We start from the raw sequence: 24,880 nt of genomic DNA on the forward strand, positions 1-24,880 counted from the left end.
ATGGCCGCGTGACGGCACGAGCCCGAGCGGAGCGAGGAACCATGACCACGGCAAAACAGTCGGTGACCGCGGACCCGTCCGCGCCCGACCACGAGGTGCTCCTCGGCGAGCTGGTCGACGCGTTGCGCCGGGTGGCGCACGGTGACCTGCGGGTACGCCTGCCGCGCCGGGCCGGACTGCCCGGTGAGGTCGCCGACGCCTTCAACGACGTGGTGTCGTTGCAGGAGCGGCAGCACCTGGACCTGCGCCGGATCAGCCGGATCGTCGGCCGCGACGGCCGGCTCACCGAGCGCCTGGACGACGAGGGCCTGGACGGCTCCTGGGCGGAGGGGCAGCGGGCGGTCAACTCGCTCATCGACGACCTGGGCCGGCCCACCACGGAGATCGCCCGGGTGATCGTGGCGGTCGCCGACGGTGACCTCTCCCAGCACATGGCGCTGGAGATAGACGGTCGTCCGCTCCGGGGTGAGTATCTGCGCATCGGCCGCACGGTGAACACGATGGTGGACCAGCTGTCGTCGTTCGCCGACGAGGTGACCCGGGTGGCCCGTGAGGTGGGGACCGAGGGCAAGCTGGGCGGCCAGGCCGACGTGCGTGGCGTGGCCGGCACCTGGAAGGACCTCACCGACTCGGTGAACACCATGGCGTCGAACCTCACCGGTCAGGTGCGGTCGATCTCGCAGGTGGCCACCGCCGTCGCGAAGGGCGACCTGTCGCAGAAGATCACGGTCGGGGCGCGCGGCGAGGTGGCCGAGCTGGCCGACACGATGAACTCGCTCACCGACACGCTGCGGCTGTTCGCCGAGCAGGTGACCCGGGTGGCCCGCGAGGTGGGCACCGAGGGCAAGCTGGGCGGCCAGGCCGAGGTGCCGGGCGTGGCCGGCACCTGGAAGGACCTGACCGACAACGTCAACTCGATGGCGTCGAACCTGACCGCGCAGGTCCGCAACATCGCCCAGGTGTCGACGGCTGTCGCCAAGGGTGACCTGTCGCAGAAGATCACGGTGGCCGCGCAGGGCGAGATCCTGGAGCTGAAGGACACCGTCAACACGATGGTGGACCAGCTGTCGTCGTTCGCCGACGAGGTGACCCGGGTGGCGCGCGAGGTCGGCATCGAGGGCAAGCTGGGTGGTCAGGCGCAGGTGCGCGGCGTCTCCGGCACCTGGCGGGACCTCACCGAGAACGTGAACCAGCTCGCCGGCAACCTGACCAGCCAGGTCCGCAACATCTCCCAGGTCTCCACGGCGGTGGCCAAGGGCGACCTGGGCCAGAAGATCACCGTGGACGCGCAGGGCGAGATCCTGGAGCTGAAGAACACCGTCAACACGATGGTCGACCAGCTCTCCTCGTTCGCCGACGAGGTCACGCGGGTGGCGCGCGAGGTGGGCACCGAGGGCAAGCTGGGTGGTCAGGCCCAGGTCAAGGGCGTCTCGGGTACGTGGCGGGACCTGACCGACAACGTGAACTCGATGGCGTCGAACCTGACCAGCCAGGTGCGGAACATCGCCTCGGTCACCACTGCGGTGGCGAAGGGTGACCTGTCGCAGAAGATCACCGTGGACGCCCGGGGCGAGATCCTGGAGCTGAAGTCGACTGTCAACACGATGGTGGACCAGCTGTCGTCGTTCGCGGACGAGGTCACGCGGGTGGCCCGTGAGGTGGGCACCGAGGGCAAGCTCGGCGGCCAGGCGCAGGTACGCGGCGTCGCCGGCACCTGGCGGGACCTGACGGACAACGTCAACTCGATGGCGTCGAACCTGACCGCGCAGGTCCGCAACATCGCCCAGGTGTCCACGGCGGTGGCGAAGGGTGACCTGTCGCAGAAGATCACCGTGGACGCGCAGGGCGAGATCCTGGAGCTGAAGTCGACTGTCAACACGATGGTGGACCAGCTGTCGTCGTTCGCGGACGAGGTCACGCGGGTGGCCCGTGAGGTGGGCACCGAGGGCAAGCTGGGTGGTCAGGCCCAGGTCAAGGGCGTCTCGGGCACGTGGCGGGACCTGACCGACAACGTGAACTCGATGGCGTCGAACCTGACCAGCCAGGTGCGGAACATCGCCTCGGTCACCACAGCGGTGGCGAACGGTGACCTGGGTCAGAAGATCACCGTGGACGCGCAGGGCGAGATCCTGGAGCTGAAGAACACCGTCAACACGATGGTGGACCAGCTCTCGTCGTTCGCGGACGAGGTGACACGCGTGGCGCGTGAGGTGGGCACCGAGGGCAAGCTGGGTGGTCAGGCCCAGGTCAAGGGCGTCTCCGGTACGTGGCGCGACCTCACCGAGAACGTCAACCAGCTCGCCTCCACGCTCACCACGCAGTTGCGCGCGATCGCGCAGGTCTCCACGTCGGTGACCCGCGGCGACCTGACCCAGCGGATCAACGTGAAGGCGCAGGGCGAGGTCGCCGAGCTGAAGGACAACATCAACCAGATGATCGTCACCCTCCGGGAGACGACGAAGAAGAACGCCGAGCAGGGCTGGCTCGACTCGAACCTGGCCCGCATCGGTGGTCTGCTGCAGGGCCAGCGCGACCTGGGCGAGGTCTGCCGCATGATCATGATGGAGGTGACCCCGCTGGTGGACGCGCAGCTCGGCGCGTTCTTCCTGGCGGACAGCTCCGAGGGCAGCATGCGGCTGCGGCTCACCGCCTCCTACGGGTACGTGGCCCGGGGGCACGACGTGACGTTCGGCCCGGGTGAGGGGCTGGTCGGGCAGGCCGCGTTGTCCCGCCGGACCATCCGGGTCAAGGCGCAGCCGGACGGGCGCCTCGTGGTGCGCTCCGGGCTGGCCGACACGCCCCCGGCCGACCTGGTGGTGCTCCCGGTCCTGTTCGAGGGCGAACTGCTCGCCGTGATCGAGTTCGCCGGCGTGGCCACGTTCTCCGACCTGCACCTGGCGTTCCTGGAGCGGCTGGTGCTCACCATCGGCGTCGCGGTCAACACCATCCAGGCCAACCGGCGTACGGAGGAGCTGCTGGCGCAGTCGCAGCGGCTGGCGCACGAGATGCAGGACCAGTCGGCCGAGTTGCAGCGCACCAACGCCGAGCTCGAGGACAAGGCGAAGCTGCTGTCCGAGCAGAAGGCCAACATCGAGACGCAGAACCGGGAGATCGAGCTGGCCCGACTCGGCCTGGAGGAGAAGGCGCAGCAGCTCACCCGGGCGTCGGCGTACAAGTCGGAGTTCCTGGCGAACATGAGCCACGAGCTGCGTACGCCGCTGAACTCGCTGCTCCTGCTGGCCCGGCTGCTGGCCGAGAACCCGGAGCGCAACCTCAGCGCGAAGCAGATCGAGTTCGCGCGGACCATCCACGGCGCCGGCTCGGACCTGCTCTCGCTGATCGACGACATCCTCGACCTGTCGAAGATCGAGGCGGGCCGGATGGACGTGGAGCCCACCGAGATCCAGTTCGCCGAGATCCGGAGCTACGTCGAGCAGGCGTTCGCGCCGCAGGCCGAGGAGAAGGGCCTGGACTTCCAGGTACGGGTCAGCAGCGATCTGCCGCCGGCGCTGGTGACCGACGCCCAACGGTTGCAGCAGATCCTGCGCAACCTGCTCTCCAACGCGGTGAAGTTCACCGACAACGGCGCGGTGACGCTGCGGATCGGGCCGGCGGCCGAGAACGCCGTCTTCGACGTGCCGGCGCTGACGAACGCGCAGCGGGTGATCGCGTTCACCGTGATCGACACCGGCATCGGCATCTCCGACGACAAGCTGTCGCTGATCTTCGAGGCGTTCCAGCAGGCGGACGGCACCACCAGCCGGCGGTACGGCGGGACCGGCCTGGGCCTGTCCATCAGCCGTGATCTGGCCCGTCTGCTCGGCGGCACGATCACCGTCTCGTCCGCGCCCGGTCAGGGTTCGACGTTCACCCTCTTCGTACCCGATGTGCTGGCGCCGGACGCGGTGGTGGCGCCGGCGCCGCCGTCGCCGAGCCGCGCGGGCCTGCCGTCGTCGCTGCTCATGCCGATGGAGCTGCCGCAGCCGCAGGAGACGCCGGCCACCCGGCGGCTGGACGGCGTGACCGTGCTGATCATCGACGACGACGTGCGGAACGTGTTCGCGTTGACGTCCGCGTTGGAACTGCACGGCATGACCGTGTTGTACTCGGACAACGGGGCGGACGGCGTCCGCCAGCTCGCCGAGCATCCGGAGGTGGACATCGTCCTGATGGACGCCATGATGCCGGACCAGGACGGGTACGAGACGACCGCGCAGATCCGCCGCAACCACCGGTTCGCGGACCTGCCGATCGTCTTCCTGACCGCCAAGGCGATGCCCGGCGACCGGGAGTCGGCGCTCAGCGCCGGCGGCAGCGACTACATCACCAAGCCGGTGGACCTGGACGAGCTGATCGAGCTGATGGCGTCCTGGATCGGCCGCAGCCGAGGCGAGGAGAACGCGTGACGCAGACGGCCAAGGCCCTGCTGGTGGACGACCGGCGGGAGAACCTGATGGCGCTGGAGGCGATCCTCCAGGGTCTCCCGGTGCAGTCGGTCGCGGTGGAGAGCGGCGAGGCCGCGCTCAAGCAGCTCCTCGTGGACGACTTCGCGGTGATCCTGCTGGACGCCCAGATGCCCGACATGGACGGCTTCGAGACGGCGACGCACATCAAGCGGCGCGAGCGCACCCGGCACGTACCGATCATCTTCCTGACCGCCGCGGACAAGGACGCGCAGCTCGCGTTGCGCGGCTACGCGGCGGGTGCGGTCGACTACCTGACCAAGCCGTTCGATCCGTGGGTGCTGCGGGCGAAGGTGACCGTCTTCGTCGACCTGTGGGTGAAGACCCGGCAGCTCGCCGCCCAGTCGGACCTGGTGCGGGAGCGGGATCTGCAGTGGCGGCACCTGACCGACGCGGTGGACGAGGCGACGGCGTTGCTGCGCGCCGACGACGACCCGTCCACCCGGGAACGCGCGGTCGAGCTGCTGGAGCAGGCGCGCTGGGGCAACACCCGCTGACGGTTCAGCCGCCGGCCGGGCCGCCGTGCCCGGTCGCGGTCCGCCGGGCCCGCCACCGGTCGCCGAGCGATTCCAGTTCCTCCTGTACGAAGAGGAAGAAGTCGCGCATCTCGGCGACCCGTTCACCGGCCGGGGTGCTGCGGCCGTGCAGCGCGTCGACCCCGCCGGCGGCGATGTCGATGAAGTTCTTGTAGAGCGTGGTCTTGGTGATCGTCGCCTCGTACCAGGGGTTGTCCGGCATCCGGTAGCGGTCGCGCCGGGACCCCTTGACCGGCTCGCGGACCAGCATGGCGAACTGGGTCAGGTAGCGGACCGCGCCGCTGACCGCCGCCGCGCTGACGCCGAGCCGTTCGGCGATCTCGCCCGCGGTGAGCGGGTCGTCGGCGCTCATGACTGTGAACAGGACCCGGGCGGCCATCCGGGGGAAGCCCACGTCGGCGAAGGCCATCGCCATCCGCTCCACGAAGAGGTGGATCTCCTCCTCGTCGTGGCGGAACGGCTCGTTCATGGTCGGCTCCTCGACACTCACCCCGTGACCCTACAGTCTTCACAAGTTTGTGAAACGAGCGTAGCTTCTGAATTATGGAAACGGCAATCGATGTGTCCGGCCTGGTGAAGACCTTCGGCCGCACCCGGGCCCTCGACGGGCTCGACCTGACCGTCCGCACCGGGGAGGTGCACGGCTTCCTCGGCCCGAACGGCTCCGGCAAGTCGACCACCATCCGGGTGCTGCTCGGCCTGCTGCGGGCGGACGCGGGGGCCGCCCGGCTGCTGGGCGGCGACCCCTGGCGGGACGCGGTCGCGCTGCACCGCCGCCTCGCGTACGTGCCCGGCGACGTCACGCTCTGGCCCAACCTCAGCGGCGGCGAGGTGATCGACCTGCTCGGCCGGATGCGCGGCGGGCTCGACCCGAAACGCCGCGCCGAACTGCTGGACTCCTTCGAGCTGGACCCGCGCAAAAAGGGCCGCACCTACTCCAAGGGCAACCGGCAGAAGGTCGGCCTGGTCGCCGCGCTCGCCTCCGACGTCGAACTGCTCATCCTCGACGAGCCGACCTCCGGGCTCGACCCGCTGATGGAGGAGGTCTTCCAGCACTGGGTCCGCCGCGCCGTCCACGACGGACGCACGGTGCTGCTGTCCAGCCACATCCTCGCCGAGGTGGAGGCGCTCTGCGACCGGGTGACGATCATCCGGGCCGGCCGGACGGTGGAGTCCGGCACGCTCGGCGACCTGCGCCACCTGCACCGCACCGCGATCGACGCCGAGGTCACCGCGCCGCTCGATGGCCTGGCCGACCTGCCCGGCGTACACGACCTGCGGGTCGACGGGCGGCGGGTGCGCTTCGACGTCGACACCGCCGCGCTCGACGCCGCGCTGCGCCGGCTCACCGAGCTGGGCGTACGCAGCCTGGTCAGCACGCCGCCCACGCTGGAGGAACTGTTCCTGCGGCACTACGAGACGGCGGACCGGGCATGAGCACGCTCACCGGCACCCGCCACCTGGTCCGGCTGATCCTGCGCCGGGACCGTCTCCTGCTGCCGCTGTGGGTGCTGATCCTCGCGGTGCTGCCGATGACGTACGCGGCCAGCTTCGCCGGGCTGTTCCCGACCGCCGCCGAGCGGGCCGCGTACCTGGAGGGCACCGCCCGCAACCCGTCGATCGTCGCGCTGCTCGGCCCCGCCTACGGCGACAGCATCGGCGGGCTGACCGCGCAGCGCAGCGGCTTCCTGCTGCTGATCGTCGCGCTGGCCAGCCTGCTCACCGTCATCCGGCACACCCGCACCGAGGAGGAGGCCGGCCGGCGGGAACTGCTCGGTGGCAACGTGCTCGGGCGGCACGCCGGGCTGACCGCCGCGCTGCTCGTCACGTACGCGGCGGATCTGCTGCTCGGCCTGCTCACCGCCGCCGGGCTGGTCGCGACCGGGCTGCCGGTCGGCGGCTCGCTGGCGTACGGCCTGGTCACCGTGCTGACCGGCGTCGTGTTCGCCACGCTCGGCGGGCTGGCGGCCCAGTTGACCGAGACCGCGGGTGGGGCGCGGGGCATCGGCCTCGCCGGTCTCGGCGCCGCGTTCGGGCTGCGCCTGGCCGGGGACACGGCGGGCAACGACTGGCCGAGCTGGCTGTCCCCGCTGGGCTGGGCCGCCCGGGTCCGCCCGTACGAGGGGGAGCGGTGGTGGGTGCTGCTGCTGCCGCTTGCCGCCACGGCACTGCTCGCCGCGTTCGCGTACCCGGTCTCGGTCCGCCGCGACCTGGGCGCGGGCGTGCTGCCGCCCCGGCTCGGCCCGGCCGCCGCCGGTGGTGGCCTGTCCGGTCCGTTCGGCCTGGCCTGGCGGCTGCACCGGGGACAGGTCCTCTGGTGGTCGGTCGGGTTCGGCCTGCTCGGCCTGATCCTCGGTGGCGCGGCCGAGGCGGCCGGCCGGTCCGTCGAGGGCAGCCCGCGGATGGAGGAGATCGTGGCCCGGCTCGGCGGGGCGTCCGGCATGGCCGACGCGTACCTGGGCGTGACGCTGAGCCTGGCCGGGCTGGCCGCCGCCGGGTACGGCATCCAGGCCGCGCTGCGGATGCGCGCCGAGGAGTCCGCCGGGCACGCCGAGCCGGTGCTCGCCACCGGCACCCGCCGCTCGACCTGGCTGCTCTCGCACGTGACGTTCGCGCTGCTCGGCCCGGTGGTGGTGCTCGCGGTGACCGGGCTCGCGACCGGCCTGACGTACGGCGTGAGCACCGGTGACGTGCCCCGGCAACTCGGCCGGATGCTCGCCGCGGGCCTGGCTCAGGTGCCGGCGGCGTGGGTGCTGGCCGGGCTCGCCGTGCTGCTCTACGGCCTGCTGCCCCGGCTCGCGCCGGTCACCTGGGCGGTGCTGGCGGTCTGCGTGCTGCTCGGGCAGCTCGGCGCGGTGCTGGAGCTGGACCAGTGGCTGCTGGACCTGTCCCCGTTCACGCACACTCCGCAGGTGCTCCGCGACGCCTGGACCCCCACCCCGCTCTACCTGCTCACGGCCCTGGCGGTGACCCTGGCCACGGCTGGCCTGCTCACCTTCCGCCGCCGCGACCTCCCCGTCCTCTAGCAGCGTTGATCTTGCACTTGCGGCCCCGGCGAAAGGGGTGAATCACCCTCGTGGAGGGCCGCAAGTGCAAGATCGCGGAGGAAGGAGGGCGGGGCTACGGGGTGGCTTCGTTGCGGATCATCAGGGCGCTGCGGAGACCGGTGATGTCCAGGACGCGGATCAGGAAGTCGCCGACGTTGGTGAGTATCAGCAGGCACTGGGCATGACTGGCCTTGCGGCTGAGCACCACGAGCGTGCCGAGGCCCTGCGAGTCGCAGAACGTGACCCCGGCCAGGTCGAGCACGATGCGCGGGGGCGGATCCGCCAGCACCTCGTTGACCACCGTCGAGAGCTGGGCGGCCGTGAGCATGTCGATCTCACCGGCCAGACGAAGCACTGCTTCGTCACCGGTCCGCTGTACGGCGATGGACAGTTCGGCACGATCCACCCGGTCAGCCTATCGCGATCTCGACCGACGGGCCTGTCGAGCGGATCGCTGGCGGCCTGCCGCCGCTCACCGGGGTGAGCCTGGTAACCCCCGTCGCGGGGTGCGTGCCAGGCAGTGCTCCGGCGCTGACACAATGGGCCCATCGTGACCGAGACGCTTTCCGCCGGATCCGGCCGCTACCCGGCCGACGCCCCGGCCTCCGAGGCCCTGTTCGACCGCGCCAAGGCCGTCGTGCCCGGCGGGGTGAACTCTCCCGTGCGCGCGTTCCGTGCCGTCGGCGGCACCCCGCGCTTCATGGTCCGGGGGGAGGGTCCGTGGCTCTTCGACGCCGACGGTCGTCGGTACGTCGACCTGGTCTGCTCCTGGGGCCCGCTCATTCTCGGCCACGCGCACCCGGCAGTGGTGGAGGCGCTGCGCGAGGCCGCCACGCTGGGCACGAGCTTCGGCACGCCCACCCCGGGTGAGGTGGACCTCGCCGAGGAGATCATCGCGCGGACGCCGGTCGAGCAGGTGCGCCTGGTCAACTCCGGCACCGAGGCGACCATGTCGGCGATCCGGCTGGCCCGCGGCTTCACCGGCCGCTCCAAAATCATCAAGTTCGCCGGCTGCTACCACGGCCACTCGGACGCGCTGCTCGCCGCCGCCGGCTCCGGCGTGGCCACGTTCGGCCTGCCCGACTCGCCCGGCGTGACCGGCGCGGCGGCGAGCGACACGATCGTGCTGCCGTACAACGACCTGCGCGCGGTCGAGGAGGCGTTCGCCGCCCAGGGCCAGCACATCGCCGCGATCATCACCGAGGCCGCCGCCGGCAACATGGGCGTGATCGCCCCGCGTGACGGCTTCAACGCCGAACTGGCCCGGATCGCGCACGCGCACGGCGCGCTGCTCATCGTCGACGAGGTGATGACCGGGTTCCGGGTGTCCCGCGCCGGATGGCACGGCCTCGACCCGTCGGACGCGGACCTGTGGACGTACGGGAAGGTCATGGGTGGCGGCCTGCCCGCCGCGGCGTTCGGCGGGCGCGCGGAGATCATGGCGAAGCTCGCCCCGGCCGGCCCGGTCTACCAGGCCGGGACGCTCTCCGGTAACCCGCTGGCCTGCGCCGCCGGACTGGCCACGCTGCGGCTGGCCGACGACGCGCTCTACCGGCGGCTCGACGAGACCTCCGCCGCGCTCGGCAAGCTCACCACCGAGGCGCTGTCCGCGGCCGGCGTGCCGCACCGCCTCTCCACCGCCGGCAACATGTTCTCGGTCTTCTTCACCGACGCGGACGTGCGCGACTACGACAGCGCCCGTACCCAGGTGGTGCCGGCGTTCAAGGCGTTCTTCCACGCGATGCTCGCCGGTGGCGTCTACCTGCCGCCGAGCGCGTTCGAGTCGTGGTTCGTCTCGACCGCGATCGACGACGCGGCGTGGGAGCAGATCGCCGCCGCCCTGCCGGTGGCGGCGCGGGCGGCGGCAGCGGCGGGAAGCGGGGGGTAACTATGGCGGAGACCGTGGTGCACGTGCTGCGGCACGGTGAGGTGCACAACCCGGACGGCATCCTCTACGGCCGCCTGCCCGGGTTCCGCCTCTCCGAGCTGGGCGTGCAGATGGCGAAGGCGGCCGCGCAGGCGCTCGCCGACCGGACCGTGGTGCACGTGGTGGCCAGCCCGCTGGAGCGCGCCCAGCAGACCGCCGAGCCGATCGCGGCGCAGTTCGGCCTCTCCGTCGGCGTCGACGAGCGGCTGATCGAGAGCGCGAACTGGTTCGAGGGCAAGAAGGTCTCGCCCGGTGACGGCTCGTTCCGCGACCCGCGCAACTGGTGGGTGCTGCGCGACCCGGTGACCCCGTCCTGGGGCGAGGCGTACCGGGCCATCGCCGAGCGCATGTTCGCCGCGCTGCACGCCGCCCGCGTCGCCGCCGAGGGCCGCGAGGCGGTGCTCGTGTCGCACCAGCTCCCGATCTGGACGCTGCGCCGGCACGTCGAGCGCAAGCGCCTCTGGCACGACCCGCGCCGCCGCCAGTGCGGCCTGGCCAGCCTCACCTCGTTCCACTTCGACGGCGCCAAGATCGTCGGCATCGGGTACTCCGAGCCGGCCGCCCACCTGGTGTCGATCTCGCCGACCGCCCGGACGGCCAAGGGGGCCTGATGCTCACCCGGAGGCTCGCCGCCGCCCTGCTCGCCGCCGTCACCGCCGGTACGGCGCTGGTCGGCTGCTCCTCCGGCAACCAGGAGAGCCGGTGCGCGGCCGACGGCTCCGTCGTCACCTGCGCACCCGACCAGCGCTCGAAGACGCCGAAGGTCAGCGGTGAGCTGCTCACCGGCGGCGGCTACGACATCTCCCGCGACCGCGGCCAGGTCGTCGTGGTCAACTTCTGGGGCTCCTGGTGCGCGCCCTGCCGCGCCGAGGCCGACGACCTGGAGGACACCTACCAGGCCACAAAGGGCTCCGGCGTGACGTTCCTCGGCATCAACGTGCAGGACAGCAAGGACAAGGCGCTCGCCTTCGAGGAGGGCCGGGTCACGTACCCGAGCATCTTCGACCCGGCCAGCCGGCAGGCGCTCAACTTCGACATCCCGCCGAACACCACCCCGGCCACCGTCGTGCTCGACCGCGAGGGCCGGATCGCCGTGGTGATCCGCCGGGCCGTCACCCGCGACGAGCTGCGACCGATCGTCGAGAAGATCGCCGCCGAGTCGCCGGCGCCGAACGGCGCCCGCTGATGGGCGAGACGTTCCGCCAGCTCGCCGAGTCCGGCCCGCTGCTGTTCGCGGTGGGCGCGGCCGCACTGGCCGGGCTGGTGAGTTTCCTGTCCCCGTGCGTGCTCCCGCTGATGCCCGGCTACCTGTCGTACGTGACCGGCCTGGCCGGCGCCGACCTGGAGGGTGCAAGGAAGGGCCCCCTGTTAACGCCTCCGGTAGAGGAAGGGCCCCTTGTTAACAGCGGCGGCGCGAGCGGGGGCGGTGTGGGCGTCGCCGAGCGGGCGGCGCCGGCCCGGACCACCGCGGCCGTCAAGGGCCGGGTGCTCGCCGGCACGCTGCTGTTCATCGCCGGCTTCACAGTCGTGTTCGTCGCCACCGCGATCCTCTTCTCCGGCGTCGGCAAGCTCTTCTTCCGGTACGAGCGCACGCTGGAGATCGTCATCGGCGCGCTCGTGGTGGTGCTCGGGCTCGGCTACCTCGGGGTGATCCCCGGCATGCAGCGGGAGTTCCGCATCCGCTGGCTGCCCTCCGCCGGGCTGCTCGGCGCGCCGGTGCTCGGCGCGGTCTTCGCGCTCAGCTGGCTGCCCTGCACCGGCCCGACGCTCGGCGCGGTGCTCGGCATGGCGGCCACCGAGGGGGGCACCGACCGGGCCGTGGTGCTCGCCGTGGCGTACTGCCTCGGGCTGGGGATACCGTTCGTCGTCTTCGGGCTGGGCTTCCAGCGCCTGCTCGGGGTGTTCCGCGCCGTCCGGCGCAACAGCCGCTGGGTCACCCGCATCGGCGGGGCCCTGCTGATCGCGATCGGCCTGGCGCTGATCAGCGGCGGCTGGGTGAACGTGGTGATCTGGCTGCAGACGAACGTGGGCGTGGGCGAGGTGAGCATCTGATGACGACCGTCGACGACCGGCCGTCGACCCCTCCGGCGCAGGCACCCCGACGGCGGGTCAACCCGGTGCTGGCCCTGCTGCGCAACTCGTGGCGGCAGCTCACCAGCATGCGTACCGCGCTGATCCTGCTGTTCCTGCTCGCCGTCGCGGCCATCCCCGGCTCGGTGCTGCCGCAGCGCGGCGTCAACCCGGAGCGGGTCAACCAGTGGTTCGTGGACCACCCCGATCTCGCACCCCGGCTGGACCAGATCGGCGCGTTCGAGGTCTTCGGCTCGGTCTGGTTCTCCGCGATCTACCTGCTGCTGTTCACCTCGCTGATCGGCTGCATCCTGCCCCGCGCCCGGGACCACGTCCGCGCGCTGCGGATGAAGCCGCCGGCCGCGCCGAAGCGGCTCGAACGGCTGCCCCAGCACACGGTGCTGGAGGCCCCGGCCGCCGCCGACCCCGAGGCGATCGCGGCGGTGCTGCGCGGCCGCCGGTGGCGGGTCACCGTGCGCGGCAACGAGGTCTCCGCCGAGAAGGGCTACCTCAAGGAGACCGGCAACCTGCTCTTCCACGTGTCGCTGGTCGCCGTCCTGCTCGGGGTCGCGCTCGGTTCCTGGTACGGATGGCACGGCAACCGCATCCTGGTCGCGGGCGAGGACAACGCCTTCTGCAACACCCGTCAGCAGTACGCCGAGGCGTCGCTCGGCCCGCGCGTGGACAGCGCCGACCTGCCGCCGTTCTGCCTGACGCTGGAGAAGTTCGAGGCCGACTACCTGCCGTCCGGGCTGGCGTCCCGCTACTGGGCCACGGTGACCGTGGACGAGCCGGGCGGCACGGCGCGGACCGCCGGCTTCTCGGTCAACTCGCCGCTGCGGCTCGGCTCGGCGAACGTCTACCTGCTCGGCAACGGCTACGCGCCGCTGCTGAAGTACACCGACAAGTACGGCCGCAGCCAGACCAGCGAGGCGCCGTTCCTGCGTACCGGCGACTCCAACGCGACCGAGGAGGGCGTGGCGATCTTCCCGGACGCCAACGTCGACCCGAAGACCGGCGCGCGGTCCCCGGACCAGCAGATCGCCTTCGACGGGCTCTACCTGCCCACCGGGCCGGAGAGCGCGCCGTACGTGGCGTCGCAGTACCCGGCCGAGCGCAACCCGATGGTGAACCTGACCGCGTACCGCGGGAACCTCGGGATGGACGCCGGCATCCCCGGCTCGGTCTACGCGCTGGACCGGCGGCAGATCGACGACGGCAAGCTCAAGGAGATCGGCACCAAGCTGCTGCGGCCGGGGGAGAAGTGGACCCTCGACGACGGCAGCACGCTGGAGTTCGTCGGCACCAAGCCGTACATCACGCTCGCGGTCCGGCACGCGCCCGGGCAGACGCTGCTGCTGGTGGCCAGCGGCACGCTGCTGCTGGGCCTGATGGGCTCGCTGTTCGCCCGGCGGCGCCGGGTGTGGTTCCGGGTTTCGCCCCCGGAGGGTGTATCTCCGACGGGCGGTAGTAGTTTGGTGGAGGCCGGTGGGCTGCCGCGCACCGAGCACCCAGGGTTCGCCGACGAGTTCGCGCAGCTCGTCGCCGCGGTGAGCGGCGACGCGCCGGACGCGCGGCGGGCGCGAGAAGGAGACGAGTGATGTCCGCACTCTCCGACCAGCTGGTCGCGTACGCGATCCTGGTGTACCTGATCGCGATGATCAGCCACGCCGTGGAGTTCGCGCTGGGCAACGCGCGGAAGGTCCCCGCGGCCGCGCCCGCGCGGGAACTGGTCGGCGCGGGCGTCGGCGGCGCCGGCGGCACCGTCGACGAGCCGGCCGCGCCGCCGCGCCCGGACCACTCCGCCGCCCGGGCCGTGCTGGCCGGCCGGATCGCCGGCTGGCTCACCGCGGTCGCCGCCGCCGTGCACCTGGGCGCGGTGATCACGCGGGGCGTCGCCGCCGACCGGATGCCCTGGGGCAACATGTACGAGTTCGTGCTGACCGGCACCTGGATCGGTGTGGCGGCCTGGCTCGTGGTGCTCTGGAAGCAGCCGTGGCTGCGCCGGCTCGGGCTGTTCCTGACGCTGGTGATGGTGCTGCTGCTGGCGTTCGCCGAGCTGAAGCTCTACGTGCCGATCGAGCCGCTGATGCCGGCGCTGCAGTCGTGGTGGTTCATCATCCACGTCTCGACGATCATCTTTGCCTCGGGCCTCTTCCTGCTGGGCGTGGTGCCCGCCGCCGCGTACCTGATGCGGGCCGGCTGGGAGCAGGGTCGCCGCAGCTTCCCGTACACCCTGGCCCGCCGCCTTCCGGCGGCGGCCGGGCTGGAGCGGTTGACCTTCACGCTGCACGCCTTCTCGTTCCCGATCTTCACGTTCGCGGTGATCGCGGGCGCGATCTGGGCCGAGGCGGCCTGGGGCCGCGCCTGGGGCTGGGACCCCAAGGAGACCTGGGCGTTCATCTCCTGGGTGGTGTACGCGGGCTACCTGCACGCCCGGGCCACGCCGAGCGTGAAGCGCAACGTGGCCACCTGGATCTCCATCGTGGGCTTCCTGACCGTGATGATGAACCTGTTCGGCGTGAACTTCTTCTTCACCGGTCTGCACTCGTACGCCGGGGTGTAGTGGCCGGGCGCGCGCTCAGCACCTCGTCCACCCGGCGCGTGACCTGGTAGGCCACCTCCGGCAGGTCGGCCAGTTCGAGGCGGTCGGCCCGGAGCGCGAACTGGGCGTGCAGTTCGCGGGCCACCGCGTCGCGGATCTCTGCCTGGAGTGGGCTGAGGCCGTCCGGGTCACCCACCACGTATGCGTCGTCCATCCGTCGATGATGAACCGCCGTCGGCGAACCTGTCAGTGACGAATTCATCCGCCGAACCAGCCGGGGACGTCGAGGCGGAACACGTCGGCGGGAACCATCCGGCGCAGGTCGTCCTCGATGGCGGCGACCCGGTCCGCGCCGAGCGTGGCCGCCCAGCGGTCGCGTAGCTCGTCGAAGACCGCCGCCGAGCGGTGCAGCCCGTCGCGGCCCTTCGCGGTCGTCCGGACCAGCTTGCGTCGGGCGTCGGCGGGGTCGTCCACGCGTTCCAGGTAGCCGAGCGCGACCAGCCGGTCCACCGTCTTGCCGGCGGCCTGCTTGGAGACGCCGAGGCGCTGGCCGAGGTCGGAGGCGGTGGTGCCGTCCGGGCCTACGGCCTGGAGGACGAACCCGTGGGCCGGGCGCAGCTCGGGGTGCCCCTGGCGGGCCAGCTCGGCGTGCAGGTCGTCAACGAGCGTACGGAAGCCGGCGAGCAGGAGCAGCGGCAGCGCGAAGCCGGGGCGGTCAGGCGTTGCCACGTTCGACAACCACGTTTACTATTTCGTCAACCACGTTGACCATCTTACGAGAGGGGCACAGTCATGTCCCGCTTCACCACGTACGAGCCGGACACCGCACCCGCCGCCGCCCGCCCGGTCATGGCCGGGGTACGCCGCTCGCTGGGCCACCTGCCCGCTGCCGTCGGCCTGATGGCGGGCTCACCCGAACTATTGAAGGGCTTCCTCGCCGCCAACGCCGCGTTCGAGGCGACCGACCTCGACGCGGTCGCCCGGGAGGTGGTCGTGCTCACCGTCGCCACCCGCAACGGCTGCCACCTCTGCGTGGCCATGCACACCGCTACGCTCGTCCGGCACGCCGCCGCGCCGGAGCTGATCGAGGCGCTGCGGACCGGCGCGACGCTGCCCGACCCCCGGCTGGAGGCGCTGCGCCGGTTCACCGTCGCCGTCCTCGACCACCGGGGCGCGGTCCCCGACGCCGACCTCGACGCGCTGCTCGCCGCCGGGTGGCAGCGCCGGCACGCGCTGGACGTGGTGCTCGGCGTCGGCACGTACACCATCTCCACGTTCGCCAACCGGCTCACCGAGGCGCCGCTCGACGCGCCGCTGGCCGCGTACGCCTGGACGCCCGCGGCCTGAGCTGCGGGGTGTTAAGAAGGGGCCCGTCCTCTACCGGAGGCGTTAACAGGGGGCCCTTCCTTACCTCGCAGGAACGTGCGGGAGGATGGCGGCATGGCGGCTCGTGGCTTCCCGTACACCGATCTCAAGGACTTCCTCGCGGCGCTGGAGCGCGCGGGCGAGCTGCGGCGGGTGAGCGCGCCGGTCGACCCCACGCTGGAGATCAGCGAGATCGTCACCCGCACCGTCCGGGCCGGCGGGCCGGCGCTGCTGTTCGAGCGCCCCACCCGGGGCGAGATGCCGGTGGCGATCAACCTGTTCGGCACCGAGAAGCGGATGGCGATGGCGCTCGGGGTGGAAGACCTCGACGAGATCGGCGCGCGGATCGGCGACATGCTCAAGCCGGAGCTGCCGCAGGGCTTCTCCGGGATGATGGGTGGCCTCGGCAAGGTCATGCAGCTCAAGTCGATGCCGCCGAAGAAGGTCAAGACCGCCCCCTGCCAGCAGGTCGTCTACCGGGGCGACGACGTCGACCTGAACCGGCTGCCCGGGTTGCAGGTGTGGCCCGGCGACGGCGGGATCTTCCACAACTTCGGGCTGACCCACACCAAGCACCCGGAGACCGGCAAGCGCAACCTCGGGCTCTACCGGCTCCAGCAGCACAGCCACAACACGATCGGCATGCACTGGCAGATCCACAAGAACTCCACCGCGCACCACGCGGTCGCGGAGCGGCTGGGCGAGCGGTTGCCGGTGGCGATCGCCATCGGCGCGGACCCGGTGGTGGCGTACTCGGCCAGCGCGCCGCTGCCCGCCGACATCGACGAGTACCTGTTCGCCGGGTTCCTCGCCGGTGAGCGGGTCGAGATGGTCGACTGCCTGACCGTCCCGCTCCAGGTGCCGGCGCACGCGCAGATCGTGCTGGAGGGCTACATCGAGCCGGGCGAGCGGCTGCCCGAGGGCCCGTTCGGCGACCACACCGGCTTCTACACGCCGGTCGAGCCGTTCCCGGTGATGCACATCGAGTGCATGACCATGCAGCGCGACCCGGTCTACCACTCGATCGTCACGTCCCAGCCGCCGCAGGAGGACCACGGTCTCGGCAAGGCCACCGAGCGGATCTTCGCGCCGCTGCTGCGCTTCCTGATCCCGGACATCGTCGACTACGACCTGCCCGCCGCCGGTGTCTTCCACAACTGCGCGATCGTGTCGATCCGCAAGCGCTACCCGAAGCACGCGCAGAAGGTGATGAACGCGATCTGGGGCGCGCACATGATGTCGCTGACCAAGCTGATCGTGATCGTGGACGAGGACTGCGACGTCCACGACTACAACGAGGTCGCGTTCCGCGCCTTCGGCAATGTCGACTACGCCCGGGACCTGTTGCTCACCGAAGGCCCGGTGGACCATCTCGACCACGCCTCGTACCAGCAGTTCTGGGGCGGCAAGGCGGGCATCGACGCGACCCGCAAACTGCCCGAGGAGGGCTACACCCGGGGTTGGCCGGAGGAGATGCGGATGTCGCCCGAGGTGGTCTCACTGGTGGACAAGCGCTGGAAGGAATACGGGATCTGATGACGGCGGCGGTACAGGAACGGCCCGGCCGGGTCGCGTCCTTCCTCAAGCTCGTCGCCATCGAGCACTCGGTCTTCGCGCTGCCGTTCGCGTACCTGTCGGCGCTGACCGCCATGCAGCTCAACGGCGGCCGGGTGCGCTGGGGCGACCTGCTGCTGATCACCGTGGCGATGGTCGGCGCGCGGACGTTCGCCATGGCCGCGAACCGCATCCTCGACCGGCGGATCGACGCGCGGAACCCGCGTACGGCGAACCGGGAACTGGTCACCGGCGCGGTGAGCGTGCGGACGGCCTGGACCGGCGCGGCCGTCGCGCTCGTGGTGTTCCTGGCCGCCGCCGCCCTGCTCAACCCGCTCTGCCTGGTGCTCGCGCCGCTGGCCGTGGTGCCGCTGATCGTCTACCCGTACGGCAAGCGGTTCACCAACTGGCCGCACGCCATCCTCGCGGTGGCGCAGGCGGTCGGCCCGGTCGGCGCCTGGCTGGCGGTCACCGGCACGCTCGACGGCTCCGGCCCGGCCTGGCTGCTCGGCGCGGCGGTCGGCCTCTGGATCGGCGGCTTCGACCTGATCTACGCCTGCCAGGACTCGGAGATCGACCGGGAGATCGGCGTGCACAGCGTCCCCGCCCGGTACGGCCGGCGCTTCGCGCTGCACGCCTCCACCGTCGCGCACGTGGTGACGTTCGCGCTGTTCATCTGGTTCGGCGCGTGGGTCGGCTTCGGCTGGCTGTGGTGGATCGGGCTGGCGCTGACCGCTGCCGCCTTCGCGTACCAGCACCTGGTGGTCAGCCCGACCGACCTGAGCAAGGTCAACCGGGCGTTCTTCACCGCGAACGGCTTCGTCGGCATCGCGTTGTTCGTCCTCGCGCTGCTCGACCTGGTGATCCGGCTCGGCCTGCGGCCGTAACGGCAACGCCGGAACGCGGTCAGGACGCCGGGGTGACCGGATAGCGGGCGCTCTCCAGCGTCCAGTCCACGGTGCCGCGCACGGCGGCGGCCAGGCCGTCGAGGTGGACGGCGACGGCGTCGTCGAGCGTCGGGCCGAACGACGGCGCCGCCGCGCGGAGCGCCGCGAACCGGGCCATCTCGGCCCGCCAGTGCCCGGCCACCAGGTCGACCGCCGCCGGCAGCGGCACGCCCCGCTCGGCGGCCACCGCCAGCACCAGGTTGTGCCCGCCGCCGGTGGCGTGGTCGCGCTCCAGCGAGGCGATGTCGTTGAACCAGGACAGCAGGTCGTTCGCGAGGTCCGCGAGCCGCCGCAGTGCCGGGTGGTGGTAGACCGCGTCGGGCAGCGGGCGTCCGGACGCGAACTCGATGAGCGGGTACGACACGTACGCCGCCGAGGTGGCCCGGCGCAGCCGCACGTACTCGGCGACGCCCGGCGGACGGCCCGACCCGGTGGCGGTGGCCTCCCGGTGGACGCCGTCGAGGTGGTCGGCGACCGCGTCGGCGAAACGTAGCCGCCAGCGGGCCGGCATCCGGCGGCGGGGCTCCCGCCACGCCTGCACCAGCAGGCGCCGCAGCGGGCCGGAGAAGCCCGGATGGCGGGCTCGCGGACCCTCGCGCAGCAACGCGAGCGCGCCGTCGCGCAACGCGCGGATCTGCCCCGGCGTCAGCCCGTCCCGCCCGTCGCAGGCGTCGTCGACCAGGAAGAACCAGGTGAACAGCGCGGTCAGCACCCGCAGGTCCGCCTCGGTGGCGTCCGGGTAGAGGCGGCCGGCGTACCGGGCGAACCCGGCCCGCGCCAGCCGCCGCCGGGTGGCCGGGTCGGGCGGCAGACCGAGCCGGTCGACCAGTTCCACCAGCCAGCCCTGCACGTCGTCCGCGTACGGGGAGAGGCGGGGCGTGATGGGGCAGTCGGAGCGCAGCGCCCGCAGCACCGCCGCAGTCATCACCGGCCCTTCCCACGGAAGTGGATTTGCCGATCGAAGAATTTCACGCCGAGGGAACTCCCGTGAACCCTCTGGACATCCCGGGCGGGCCGCCCGAACGGGGGTCGTGGTCCGCCGCCCGCGGCGACCAGGCACGCTTGAGGGCATGCGCGAACCATGGGTGGTGGGTGTCTCCGGCGCCTCGGGCACGCCGTACGCGGCGGCGGTCGTCCGGGCACTGCTCGACGCGGGCCAGGCGGTGGACCTGATCGTGTCCCGGGCGGCCCGGCTGACGGTGCTGGACGAGACCGGCCGGCCCTTCCGGGACGGGCACTGGGCCGAGGACCTGGCCGCCTGGCTCGACCGCGACCTCACCGGCGCGGACATCCGGCACTGGCCCGCCGGTGACCTGGCCGCCGGCCCGAGCAGCGGCTCCTATCGGGTACGCGGGATGGCGGTGGTGCCGGCCAGCACCGCCGCCTGCGCCGGCATCGCCATCGGGCTCTCCAAGGACCTGCTCCAGCGTGCCGCCGAGGTGAACCTCAAGGAGCGCCGCCCGGTAGTGGTGGTGCCCCGGGAGACCCCGGTGACCCGCAGCCACCTGGAGCACCTCATCGCGCTGCACGACGCCGGAGCCGTGGTGCTGCCGGCCAGCCCGGGCTTCTACGGCGCCGGGGCGGCGGCCTCCGCCGGGCAGCTCGTGGACTTCGTGGCCGGCAAGGTGCTGGACGCGCTGGGCGTCCCGCACACGCTGTTCCGGCGGTGGGCCGGCGAGCTGGCCGCCGGTCGCCGGGAGCCCGGCCCGGCCTGACCGGACCCGGCGTACGACGAGCGGGGCGCGGCCTCGATCGGACCGCGCCCCGCACGTTCAGTACATGCCGGCGTTCGCCGGGCCGGGGCCGGTGGAAGCGGTCGGGCCCATGTTGCGGGCCTTGCCCATGTCCTCCGCCTCGTCCAGCATGCCCTCCCCCTCGAGCAGGGCCCGCACCTCGGATTCCCGAAACCGGCGGTGCCCTCCTGGAGTCCGGATACTGCCGATCCGGCCGGCCGCTGCCCATCTGGTCACGGTTTTCGGGTCAACCCGAAACAGCGCAGCGACCTCACCCGGTGTCAGCAGGCGATCTCCAGTGTCCACAGCCCCCTCCTCGCGTCGACGAAGCCCCCGGCTGAACACACTGCCCCCGGCCGGTGCGAGCCCAGAGCCGTCATGAGGGACGTATGGCAATTACAGCACCGGCTACCGGACGTGTCCGCCAAACGCGAAAAACGCACACACTGGGAAGTTAGGAAATGGTACCGGCGGAGAACCCCCGTGAGCGCACGTTTGTGATAGGCGCGGCCCGACCTCATCGTCGCCCGGTGGCCGCAGTGCCGGGCCCCGATCGAGATAGGGTCACTCTCCGTGGACACGATCGACCTGAGCCTTGTGGAGCTGTTGCGAGGCAACGCCCGTCTGTCGTACGCCGAGCTGGCCCGTCAGGTCGGCCTCTCCGCCCCGGCCGTGCACGAGCGGGTCGGCAAGCTGGAGTCCAGCGGCGTGATCCGTGCGTACCGGGCCGAGGTCGAGCCGGAGTCGATCGGGCTCGGCGTCACCGCGCTCATCGGCATCATCGAGGACTCCGACGCGGACACCGACGACGTGCTGGAGGCGTTCCGGCGCATCCCCGAGATCGAGTCCTGCTACTTCATGGCCGGCGTCGAGTCCTTCCTGCTCAAGGCGCGGGTCGGCACGATCGCCGAGCTGGAGCAGCTGATCGTCCGGCTGAACCGGACGGCCGGCGTGGCATCCACCCGTACCAGCATCGCCCTGTCGACCAAGTGGGAGAACCGCCCGCAGCCGCTGGAACCGCCCACCGCCTGATCACTCTGGCCCCGGCGCGGGGATTGGGGTTACCGTGCGCCGATGACGATCTCGGGACGCGGCGCCGCAGTGGTCACCGGTGCGGCCGGCGGGCTGGGCCGGGCCATCGCCGTCGCGCTGCACGCCGACGGCTGGAACGTGCTGCTCACCGACGTCGACGCCGATGCCGTGGCGACCGCCGCCGCGCCGCTGGGTGGCTGGTCGCGCCCGCTCGACGTACGCGACGAATCCGCCTGCGCGGACGTGGCCGCCGAGGCGGCGGCCGCACCCGGCGGCCTCGGGCTCTGGGTGAACAACGCGGGCATCCTGGTCACCGGCCCGTCCTGGGCGCACGACGCCCCGACCCGGCGCGCGGTGGTCGAGGTGAACGCGCTCGGCGCGATGAACGGCACGCTCGCCGCCGTCGCGGTGATGCGCGAGCAGGGCCGCGGCCACGTACTGAACGTCGTCTCGCTGGCCGGGCTGATCGCCGCGCCCGGCGAGACGGTGTACGCGGCCAGCAAGCACGCCCTGCTCGCGTTCAGCCTCGGCACGCTGAGCGACCTGCGGATGGCCGGCGTCCGGGGCGTACACGTGTCGTGCCTGTGCCCGGACGGGATCTGGACGCCGATGCTGCACGACAAGCTGGACGACCCGGGCGCGCTGGCATCCTTCACCGGTTCGCTGCTGACGCCGGAGCGGGTGGCCGCGCGGGCCGTCCGGCTGGCCCGGCGGCCCCGGCCGGTGGTCAGCCTGCCGCGCTGGCGCGGCGCCCAGGTACGGCTGCTCGACGCCTTCCCCCGGCTCGCCCTGGCCCTTACGCCGGTGATCCGGGCCACCGGCCGGGCCGGTCAACGGCGGCAGGCCCGCCGGGTCCGGGGAAACCCGAGCCCACCTCGCTTGTAACGTTGCCGACGTGACTCATCTCGACCGGTGCGACGAGGCCAGCCGGCGCTGGGTGACCGAGGCGATCGCCGCTGTCGAGGCGGACGCCAACCGCTCCGCCGACACCCACCTGCTGCCGTTCCCGCTGCCCCGCGAGTGGGGGATCGACCTCTACCTCAAGGACGAGTCGGTGCACCCCACCGGCTCGCTCAAGCACCGGCTCGCCCGCTCGCTGTTCCTCTACGGGCTCTGCAACGGCTGGATCGGCCCGGACACCACGATCGTCGAGGCGTCGTCCGGCTCGACGGCGGTCTCCGAGGCGTACTTCGCGCGGATGCTCGGGCTGCCGTTCATCGCGGTCATGCCCGCCTCCACCTCGCCGGAGAAGATCGCCCAGATCGAGTTCCAGGGCGGGCGCTGCCACCTCGTCCAGGACCCGGCGAAGGTGGTGGTGGAGGCGCGCTGGCTCGCCGAGGACAGCGGCGGCCGGTTCATGGACCAGTTCACGTACGCCGAGCGGGCCACCGACTGGCGGGGCAACAACAACATCGCCGAGTCGATCTACGCCCAGCTCGCGCTGGAACGGCACCCGGTGCCCGCCTGGATCGTCGTCGGCGCCGGCACCGGCGGCACCAGCGCCACCATCGGCCGCTACGCCCGCTACCGGCGGCTGCCCACCAAGCTCTGCGTGGTGGACCCGGAGAACTCCGCGTTCTACCCCGCCTGGCAGGCCGGCGACTGGTCGGTGTGCACCGGCCGCGGCTCCCGGATCGAAGGCATCGGGCGGCCCACCGTCGAGGCGTCCTTCCTGCCCAGCGTGGTGGACCGGATGGTGCAGGTGCCGGACGCCGCGTCGCTCGCCGCCATGCGGGCCGGCTCGGCGGTGCTCGGCCGCCGCGTGGGCGGCTCCACCGGCACCAACCTGTGGGGCGCGTTCGGGCTGATCGCCCAGATGCTGGCGGACGGACGTACCGGCTCGGTGGTCACGCTCATCTGCGACCCGGGCGACCGGTACGGCGACACCTACTACTCCGACGAGTGGGTGGCCGCGCAGGGCCTCGACCTCGCCCCGCACCTGGCCACCATCGACCGGTTCCTGACCGACGGCGCCTGGCCGGCCTGACCGGCGCCCCGGCTTTGGCGGCGGCGGACGTCAGCGCGGGTCGACCCGCTCGGCCAGCCCCGGATAGCGCACCACGAAACCCTCCGGGTCGACCTCCAGGTCGGCCGTGAACGTGCCGCTGGCGTACCGGACCCGGCCCGGGCCGAGCGAGGTGTAGACCTGCTCGGCCGGGATCACGGCCAGGCCGGGCAGCAGCACCCAGGCCACGGTCACCGCCGTCGCCATGTCGGCGGGCAGCCGCCCCAACCCGATCCGGCGGATCGGCATCGTGTTCGTCAGCGGGGACCCGCCCAGGTCGACGTCGAGCGCGTCGTCCAGCCGACCCGGGTCGTCGGTGCCCGGCAACCCCGCCGGTGGGTGGCCCGCCGCGCTCAGCGCCGCGTCCAGGTCACCCTCCTCGCCGGTACGCACGCGCCACCCGTCCCGGCCCCGTTCCAGGCGTACGCTCCGCGACCAGCCCGCGCCCTCTGCCTCGACCTCCAGCTGGTCGGTCGACCAGTCGGGCGCGAGCGCCAGGCGGTAACGGCAGGTGTACGGGATCGGGTCCACGGCGAGTGCCACGCCCTGCGCGGTCAGCCCCTGCCCGCCGTCGAGCACGACGTGCTCGCAGCCGGCGGTGTCGGTCCGGGCCCAGAAGAGCGACTTCGGCATGGTCCGGACGTTACGCGACCCGGCCGTCGGCGGCAGCGGATGCGCGAACGCCGCCGCCGGCCGGATGGCCACTGACTACCCCTGCTCGTCGCCCTCAGTAGGGCGCGGCGGCCGGTTGTGGCGGGCCCACTCGTCGACCTCGTCCGCGTCCCAGACGTTCATGCCGATCAGCCGGGCGAGCGGCTCGGGGAACCCGGGGCGGCGGGTGATCTGCAGGACCCGCTGACGCGATACGCCGAACAGGGCGGCCAACTCGCCGGGCCCGTACAGGCGTGGTCGTCTCACCCGACGAAGGTAGTCATGGTCGTGCCTCTTCGGGCTACTCGTCGTCGTCCGCCGGCCGGGGCGGCCGGTGCTCCCGGATGTACCGCTCCACGTCCCGCTTCAGCCAGACGGCGCCGACCGACAGCTCTTGATACGGCGCGGGGAATGCGGGATGCCGCCGGATCTCGCGGAATCTCGATCTGCCCACGCCGAGCATTTTCAAGATCTCACCGGCCGCGACGAGTTCGCCCGGTCCCGTCTCCTTGGTCACGACTTCGAAGGTAGGAGCGGGCTGACCCGACTATCTTGACGCGAACAAGAAATCGCACCTACGTGGGCCCGTCAACATTGACAGGGGGGCAAGGGAGCGATCTGATGGATCAGGCCCCCCGCCCGGTGGCGAGTTCGCGGCGGACGGGGGTGCCACCTGGAAGCCGACCCACGGCAGGAGGCCCCGAGTGACCCAGCGCCACGCTCCGCTGAAACCCCTTTGGGTCTGCACGGCAGACCTGCTCAACTGGCCGTGCGAAAACGCAAAGGTCGAGTTGGTCGCTGACTACAGGCACGACCGGCGTAACCTCGCCGTCGATCTGGCCGCCCTCATGCGGCAGGCGACCGATGACCTGGCCGGGCTCTACTCCGAGCCGCCGGATCCCGCCGAGATGCACATTCGATTCATGGGCTGGCTGCGGTCGGTGCGCGATGTCTGACCCGATCGGCACCGGTCTGCTGTTGTCCGCCGTCATCGCCCAGGCGTTC

The 24,880-nt window shown here is 72.0% G+C and carries 27 protein-coding genes; 18 read left to right on the top strand and 9 right to left on the bottom strand.

The features are described 5' to 3' along the window. Positions 1–41 precede the first annotated feature (41 nt). Both PVK74_RS22710 and PVK74_RS22715 read left to right on the top strand, forming a co-directional pair. Complete coding sequence (locus PVK74_RS22710; RefSeq protein WP_043327414.1) at positions 42–4,406, top strand: HAMP domain-containing protein; 4,365 nt, start codon at positions 42–44, stop codon at positions 4,404–4,406. Then, positions 4,403–4,960 carry a response regulator gene (locus tag PVK74_RS22715; RefSeq protein ID WP_013283536.1) on the top strand — a complete coding sequence of 186 codons (558 nt, stop codon included), beginning with the start codon at positions 4,403–4,405 and terminating at the stop codon, positions 4,958–4,960. The genes PVK74_RS22710 and PVK74_RS22715 overlap by 4 nt, the downstream gene beginning before the upstream one ends. Positions 4,961–4,964: 4 nt before the next feature. On the opposite strand, the gene PVK74_RS22720 is transcribed toward PVK74_RS22715, so the two are convergent. Continuing rightward, positions 4,965–5,489 (bottom strand): GbsR/MarR family transcriptional regulator, encoded by a 525-nt coding sequence (locus tag PVK74_RS22720; protein WP_274477167.1) that lies wholly within the window; start codon positions 5,487–5,489, stop codon positions 4,965–4,967. 53 nt (positions 5,490–5,542) lie between these two features. On the opposite strand from PVK74_RS22720, the gene PVK74_RS22725 reads away from it, so the two are divergent. Together PVK74_RS22725 and PVK74_RS22730 are read left to right on the top strand one after the other, a co-directional pair. Continuing rightward, the gene (locus tag PVK74_RS22725; RefSeq protein ID WP_069088713.1) at positions 5,543–6,436 is read left to right on the top strand and encodes an ABC transporter ATP-binding protein; all 894 of its coding nucleotides are present in this window, start codon (positions 5,543–5,545) and stop codon (positions 6,434–6,436) included. Further along, on the top strand, positions 6,433–8,025 hold the full coding sequence (locus PVK74_RS22730; RefSeq protein WP_274477168.1) for an ABC transporter permease: 1,593 nt from the start codon (positions 6,433–6,435) through the stop codon (positions 8,023–8,025). The genes PVK74_RS22725 and PVK74_RS22730 overlap by 4 nt, the downstream gene beginning before the upstream one ends. Positions 8,026–8,119: 94 nt before the next feature. On the opposite strand, the gene PVK74_RS22735 is transcribed toward PVK74_RS22730, so the two are convergent. After that, positions 8,120–8,452: an STAS domain-containing protein gene (locus PVK74_RS22735; protein ID WP_043327409.1), complete on the bottom strand. Its 333-nt coding sequence runs from the start codon at positions 8,450–8,452 to the stop codon at positions 8,120–8,122. Between the two features lie 144 nt (positions 8,453–8,596). On the opposite strand from PVK74_RS22735, the gene hemL reads away from it, so the two are divergent. Genes hemL through ccsB form a run of 6 tightly spaced genes read left to right on the top strand, consistent with a single transcriptional unit; the run spans position 8,597 to position 14,609 of the window. Next, the gene (gene hemL, locus PVK74_RS22740; protein ID WP_043327407.1) at positions 8,597–9,934 is read left to right on the top strand and encodes a glutamate-1-semialdehyde 2,1-aminomutase; all 1,338 of its coding nucleotides are present in this window, start codon (positions 8,597–8,599) and stop codon (positions 9,932–9,934) included. Between the two features lie 2 nt (positions 9,935–9,936). After that, positions 9,937–10,584, top strand: coding sequence for a histidine phosphatase family protein (locus PVK74_RS22745; RefSeq protein ID WP_013283542.1), 648 nt, complete (start codon positions 9,937–9,939; stop codon positions 10,582–10,584). Further along, positions 10,584–11,159, top strand: a complete 576-nt coding sequence (locus PVK74_RS22750; protein WP_274477169.1) for a TlpA family protein disulfide reductase — start codon at positions 10,584–10,586, stop codon at positions 11,157–11,159. The genes PVK74_RS22745 and PVK74_RS22750 overlap by 1 nt, the downstream gene beginning before the upstream one ends. Next, the gene (locus PVK74_RS22755) at positions 11,159–12,025 is read left to right on the top strand and encodes a cytochrome c biogenesis CcdA family protein (RefSeq protein ID WP_064448401.1); all 867 of its coding nucleotides are present in this window, start codon (positions 11,159–11,161) and stop codon (positions 12,023–12,025) included. The genes PVK74_RS22750 and PVK74_RS22755 overlap by 1 nt, the downstream gene beginning before the upstream one ends. Further along, the gene (gene resB, locus PVK74_RS22760) at positions 12,025–13,644 is read left to right on the top strand and encodes a cytochrome c biogenesis protein ResB (RefSeq protein ID WP_274477170.1); all 1,620 of its coding nucleotides are present in this window, start codon (positions 12,025–12,027) and stop codon (positions 13,642–13,644) included. The genes PVK74_RS22755 and resB overlap by 1 nt, the downstream gene beginning before the upstream one ends. After that, positions 13,644–14,609, top strand: a complete 966-nt coding sequence (gene ccsB / locus PVK74_RS22765; RefSeq protein ID WP_064448403.1) for a c-type cytochrome biogenesis protein CcsB — start codon at positions 13,644–13,646, stop codon at positions 14,607–14,609. The genes resB and ccsB overlap by 1 nt, the downstream gene beginning before the upstream one ends. On the opposite strand, the gene PVK74_RS22770 is transcribed toward ccsB, so the two are convergent. Together PVK74_RS22770 and PVK74_RS22775 are read right to left on the bottom strand one after the other, a co-directional pair. Then, on the bottom strand, positions 14,578–14,802 hold the full coding sequence (locus PVK74_RS22770; RefSeq protein WP_043327397.1) for a hypothetical protein: 225 nt from the start codon (positions 14,800–14,802) through the stop codon (positions 14,578–14,580). The genes ccsB and PVK74_RS22770 overlap by 32 nt on opposite strands. Before the next feature lie 44 nt (positions 14,803–14,846). Further along, the gene (locus PVK74_RS22775; protein ID WP_113972218.1) at positions 14,847–15,317 is read right to left on the bottom strand and encodes a MarR family winged helix-turn-helix transcriptional regulator; all 471 of its coding nucleotides are present in this window, start codon (positions 15,315–15,317) and stop codon (positions 14,847–14,849) included. 63 nt (positions 15,318–15,380) lie between these two features. On the opposite strand from PVK74_RS22775, the gene PVK74_RS22780 reads away from it, so the two are divergent. The 3 genes from PVK74_RS22780 to mqnP all read left to right on the top strand — a co-directional run bounded on the left by PVK74_RS22780 (position 15,381) and on the right by mqnP (position 18,394). Continuing rightward, on the top strand, positions 15,381–15,935 hold the full coding sequence (locus PVK74_RS22780; protein WP_210884429.1) for a carboxymuconolactone decarboxylase family protein: 555 nt from the start codon (positions 15,381–15,383) through the stop codon (positions 15,933–15,935). Between the two features lie 93 nt (positions 15,936–16,028). Further along, positions 16,029–17,489 carry a menaquinone biosynthesis decarboxylase gene (locus tag PVK74_RS22785; protein ID WP_043327390.1) on the top strand — a complete coding sequence of 487 codons (1,461 nt, stop codon included), beginning with the start codon at positions 16,029–16,031 and terminating at the stop codon, positions 17,487–17,489. After that, positions 17,489–18,394, top strand: a complete 906-nt coding sequence (mqnP, locus tag PVK74_RS22790; protein WP_043327388.1) for a menaquinone biosynthesis prenyltransferase MqnP — start codon at positions 17,489–17,491, stop codon at positions 18,392–18,394. Before PVK74_RS22785 ends, mqnP begins: the two co-directional genes overlap by 1 nt. A gap of 19 nt (positions 18,395–18,413) precedes the next feature. On the opposite strand, the gene PVK74_RS22795 is transcribed toward mqnP, so the two are convergent. Further along, the gene (locus PVK74_RS22795) at positions 18,414–19,379 is read right to left on the bottom strand and encodes a terpene synthase family protein (protein ID WP_064448406.1); all 966 of its coding nucleotides are present in this window, start codon (positions 19,377–19,379) and stop codon (positions 18,414–18,416) included. A gap of 145 nt (positions 19,380–19,524) precedes the next feature. Between PVK74_RS22795 and PVK74_RS22800 the strand changes: the two genes are divergently transcribed. Further along, positions 19,525–20,169 carry a UbiX family flavin prenyltransferase gene (locus PVK74_RS22800; RefSeq protein WP_030500727.1) on the top strand — a complete coding sequence of 215 codons (645 nt, stop codon included), beginning with the start codon at positions 19,525–19,527 and terminating at the stop codon, positions 20,167–20,169. A gap of 57 nt (positions 20,170–20,226) precedes the next feature. On the opposite strand, the gene PVK74_RS22805 is transcribed toward PVK74_RS22800, so the two are convergent. Continuing rightward, positions 20,227–20,493, bottom strand: coding sequence for a BldC family transcriptional regulator (locus PVK74_RS22805; RefSeq protein WP_013473529.1), 267 nt, complete (start codon positions 20,491–20,493; stop codon positions 20,227–20,229). Between the two features lie 267 nt (positions 20,494–20,760). Here PVK74_RS22805 and PVK74_RS22810 point away from each other — a divergent pair, with 267 nt between their 5' ends. From PVK74_RS22810 to cds1, 3 genes are read left to right on the top strand one after another with little or no spacing between them, the layout of a single operon-like run. Further along, the gene (locus PVK74_RS22810) at positions 20,761–21,219 is read left to right on the top strand and encodes an Lrp/AsnC family transcriptional regulator (RefSeq protein WP_030500728.1); all 459 of its coding nucleotides are present in this window, start codon (positions 20,761–20,763) and stop codon (positions 21,217–21,219) included. 42 nt (positions 21,220–21,261) lie between these two features. Then, entirely contained in the window at positions 21,262–22,104 is an 843-nt protein-coding gene (locus PVK74_RS22815; protein WP_274477173.1) for an SDR family NAD(P)-dependent oxidoreductase, read from the top strand. A gap of 10 nt (positions 22,105–22,114) precedes the next feature. Then, positions 22,115–23,206 carry an L-cysteine desulfhydrase Cds1 gene (gene cds1 / locus PVK74_RS22820; protein WP_274477174.1) on the top strand — a complete coding sequence of 364 codons (1,092 nt, stop codon included), beginning with the start codon at positions 22,115–22,117 and terminating at the stop codon, positions 23,204–23,206. Between the two features lie 30 nt (positions 23,207–23,236). On the opposite strand, the gene PVK74_RS22825 is transcribed toward cds1, so the two are convergent. From PVK74_RS22825 to PVK74_RS22835, 3 genes are all read right to left on the bottom strand, one after another. Further along, entirely contained in the window at positions 23,237–23,857 is a 621-nt protein-coding gene (locus PVK74_RS22825; protein WP_210884426.1) for a putative glycolipid-binding domain-containing protein, read from the bottom strand. 75 nt (positions 23,858–23,932) lie between these two features. Then, positions 23,933–24,142, bottom strand: a complete 210-nt coding sequence (locus PVK74_RS22830; RefSeq protein WP_041798756.1) for a helix-turn-helix transcriptional regulator — start codon at positions 24,140–24,142, stop codon at positions 23,933–23,935. A 34-nt stretch (positions 24,143–24,176) separates the two neighbouring features. Then, complete coding sequence (locus PVK74_RS22835) at positions 24,177–24,392, bottom strand: helix-turn-helix transcriptional regulator (RefSeq protein ID WP_036311366.1); 216 nt, start codon at positions 24,390–24,392, stop codon at positions 24,177–24,179. A 187-nt stretch (positions 24,393–24,579) separates the two neighbouring features. Between PVK74_RS22835 and PVK74_RS22840 the strand changes: the two genes are divergently transcribed. Continuing rightward, on the top strand, positions 24,580–24,831 hold the full coding sequence (locus PVK74_RS22840; protein ID WP_174536643.1) for a flavin reductase: 252 nt from the start codon (positions 24,580–24,582) through the stop codon (positions 24,829–24,831). The last annotated feature ends 49 nt before the right edge of the window (positions 24,832–24,880 follow it).

This window comes from Micromonospora chalcea (assembly GCF_028768405.1).
Classification (GTDB): Bacteria; Actinomycetota; Actinomycetes; order Mycobacteriales; family Micromonosporaceae; genus Micromonospora; species Micromonospora chalcea.

Excerpts from the sequence above, each read along its gene's own strand:
- PVK74_RS22795 (WP_064448406.1), bottom strand. The coding sequence starts at position 19,379 with ATGACTGCGGCGGTGCTGCGGGCGCTGCGCTCCGACTGCCCCATCACG.
- ccsB (WP_064448403.1), top strand. The coding sequence starts at position 13,644 with ATGTCCGCACTCTCCGACCAGCTGGTCGCGTACGCGATCCTGGTGTAC.
- PVK74_RS22730 (WP_274477168.1), top strand. The coding sequence starts at position 6,433 with ATGAGCACGCTCACCGGCACCCGCCACCTGGTCCGGCTGATCCTGCGC.
- PVK74_RS22725 (WP_069088713.1), top strand. The coding sequence starts at position 5,543 with ATGGAAACGGCAATCGATGTGTCCGGCCTGGTGAAGACCTTCGGCCGC.
- PVK74_RS22785 (WP_043327390.1), top strand. The coding sequence starts at position 16,029 with ATGGCGGCTCGTGGCTTCCCGTACACCGATCTCAAGGACTTCCTCGCG.
- PVK74_RS22750 (WP_274477169.1), top strand. The coding sequence starts at position 10,584 with ATGCTCACCCGGAGGCTCGCCGCCGCCCTGCTCGCCGCCGTCACCGCC.
- PVK74_RS22800 (WP_030500727.1), top strand. The coding sequence starts at position 19,525 with ATGCGCGAACCATGGGTGGTGGGTGTCTCCGGCGCCTCGGGCACGCCG.
- mqnP (WP_043327388.1), top strand. The coding sequence starts at position 17,489 with ATGACGGCGGCGGTACAGGAACGGCCCGGCCGGGTCGCGTCCTTCCTC.
- PVK74_RS22745 (WP_013283542.1), top strand. The coding sequence starts at position 9,937 with ATGGCGGAGACCGTGGTGCACGTGCTGCGGCACGGTGAGGTGCACAAC.
- PVK74_RS22710 (WP_043327414.1), top strand. The coding sequence starts at position 42 with ATGACCACGGCAAAACAGTCGGTGACCGCGGACCCGTCCGCGCCCGAC.
- PVK74_RS22770 (WP_043327397.1), bottom strand. The coding sequence starts at position 14,802 with ATGGACGACGCATACGTGGTGGGTGACCCGGACGGCCTCAGCCCACTC.
- resB (WP_274477170.1), top strand. The coding sequence starts at position 12,025 with ATGACGACCGTCGACGACCGGCCGTCGACCCCTCCGGCGCAGGCACCC.
- PVK74_RS22825 (WP_210884426.1), bottom strand. The coding sequence starts at position 23,857 with ATGCCGAAGTCGCTCTTCTGGGCCCGGACCGACACCGCCGGCTGCGAG.
- PVK74_RS22755 (WP_064448401.1), top strand. The coding sequence starts at position 11,159 with ATGGGCGAGACGTTCCGCCAGCTCGCCGAGTCCGGCCCGCTGCTGTTC.
- PVK74_RS22815 (WP_274477173.1), top strand. The coding sequence starts at position 21,262 with ATGACGATCTCGGGACGCGGCGCCGCAGTGGTCACCGGTGCGGCCGGC.
- PVK74_RS22780 (WP_210884429.1), top strand. The coding sequence starts at position 15,381 with ATGTCCCGCTTCACCACGTACGAGCCGGACACCGCACCCGCCGCCGCC.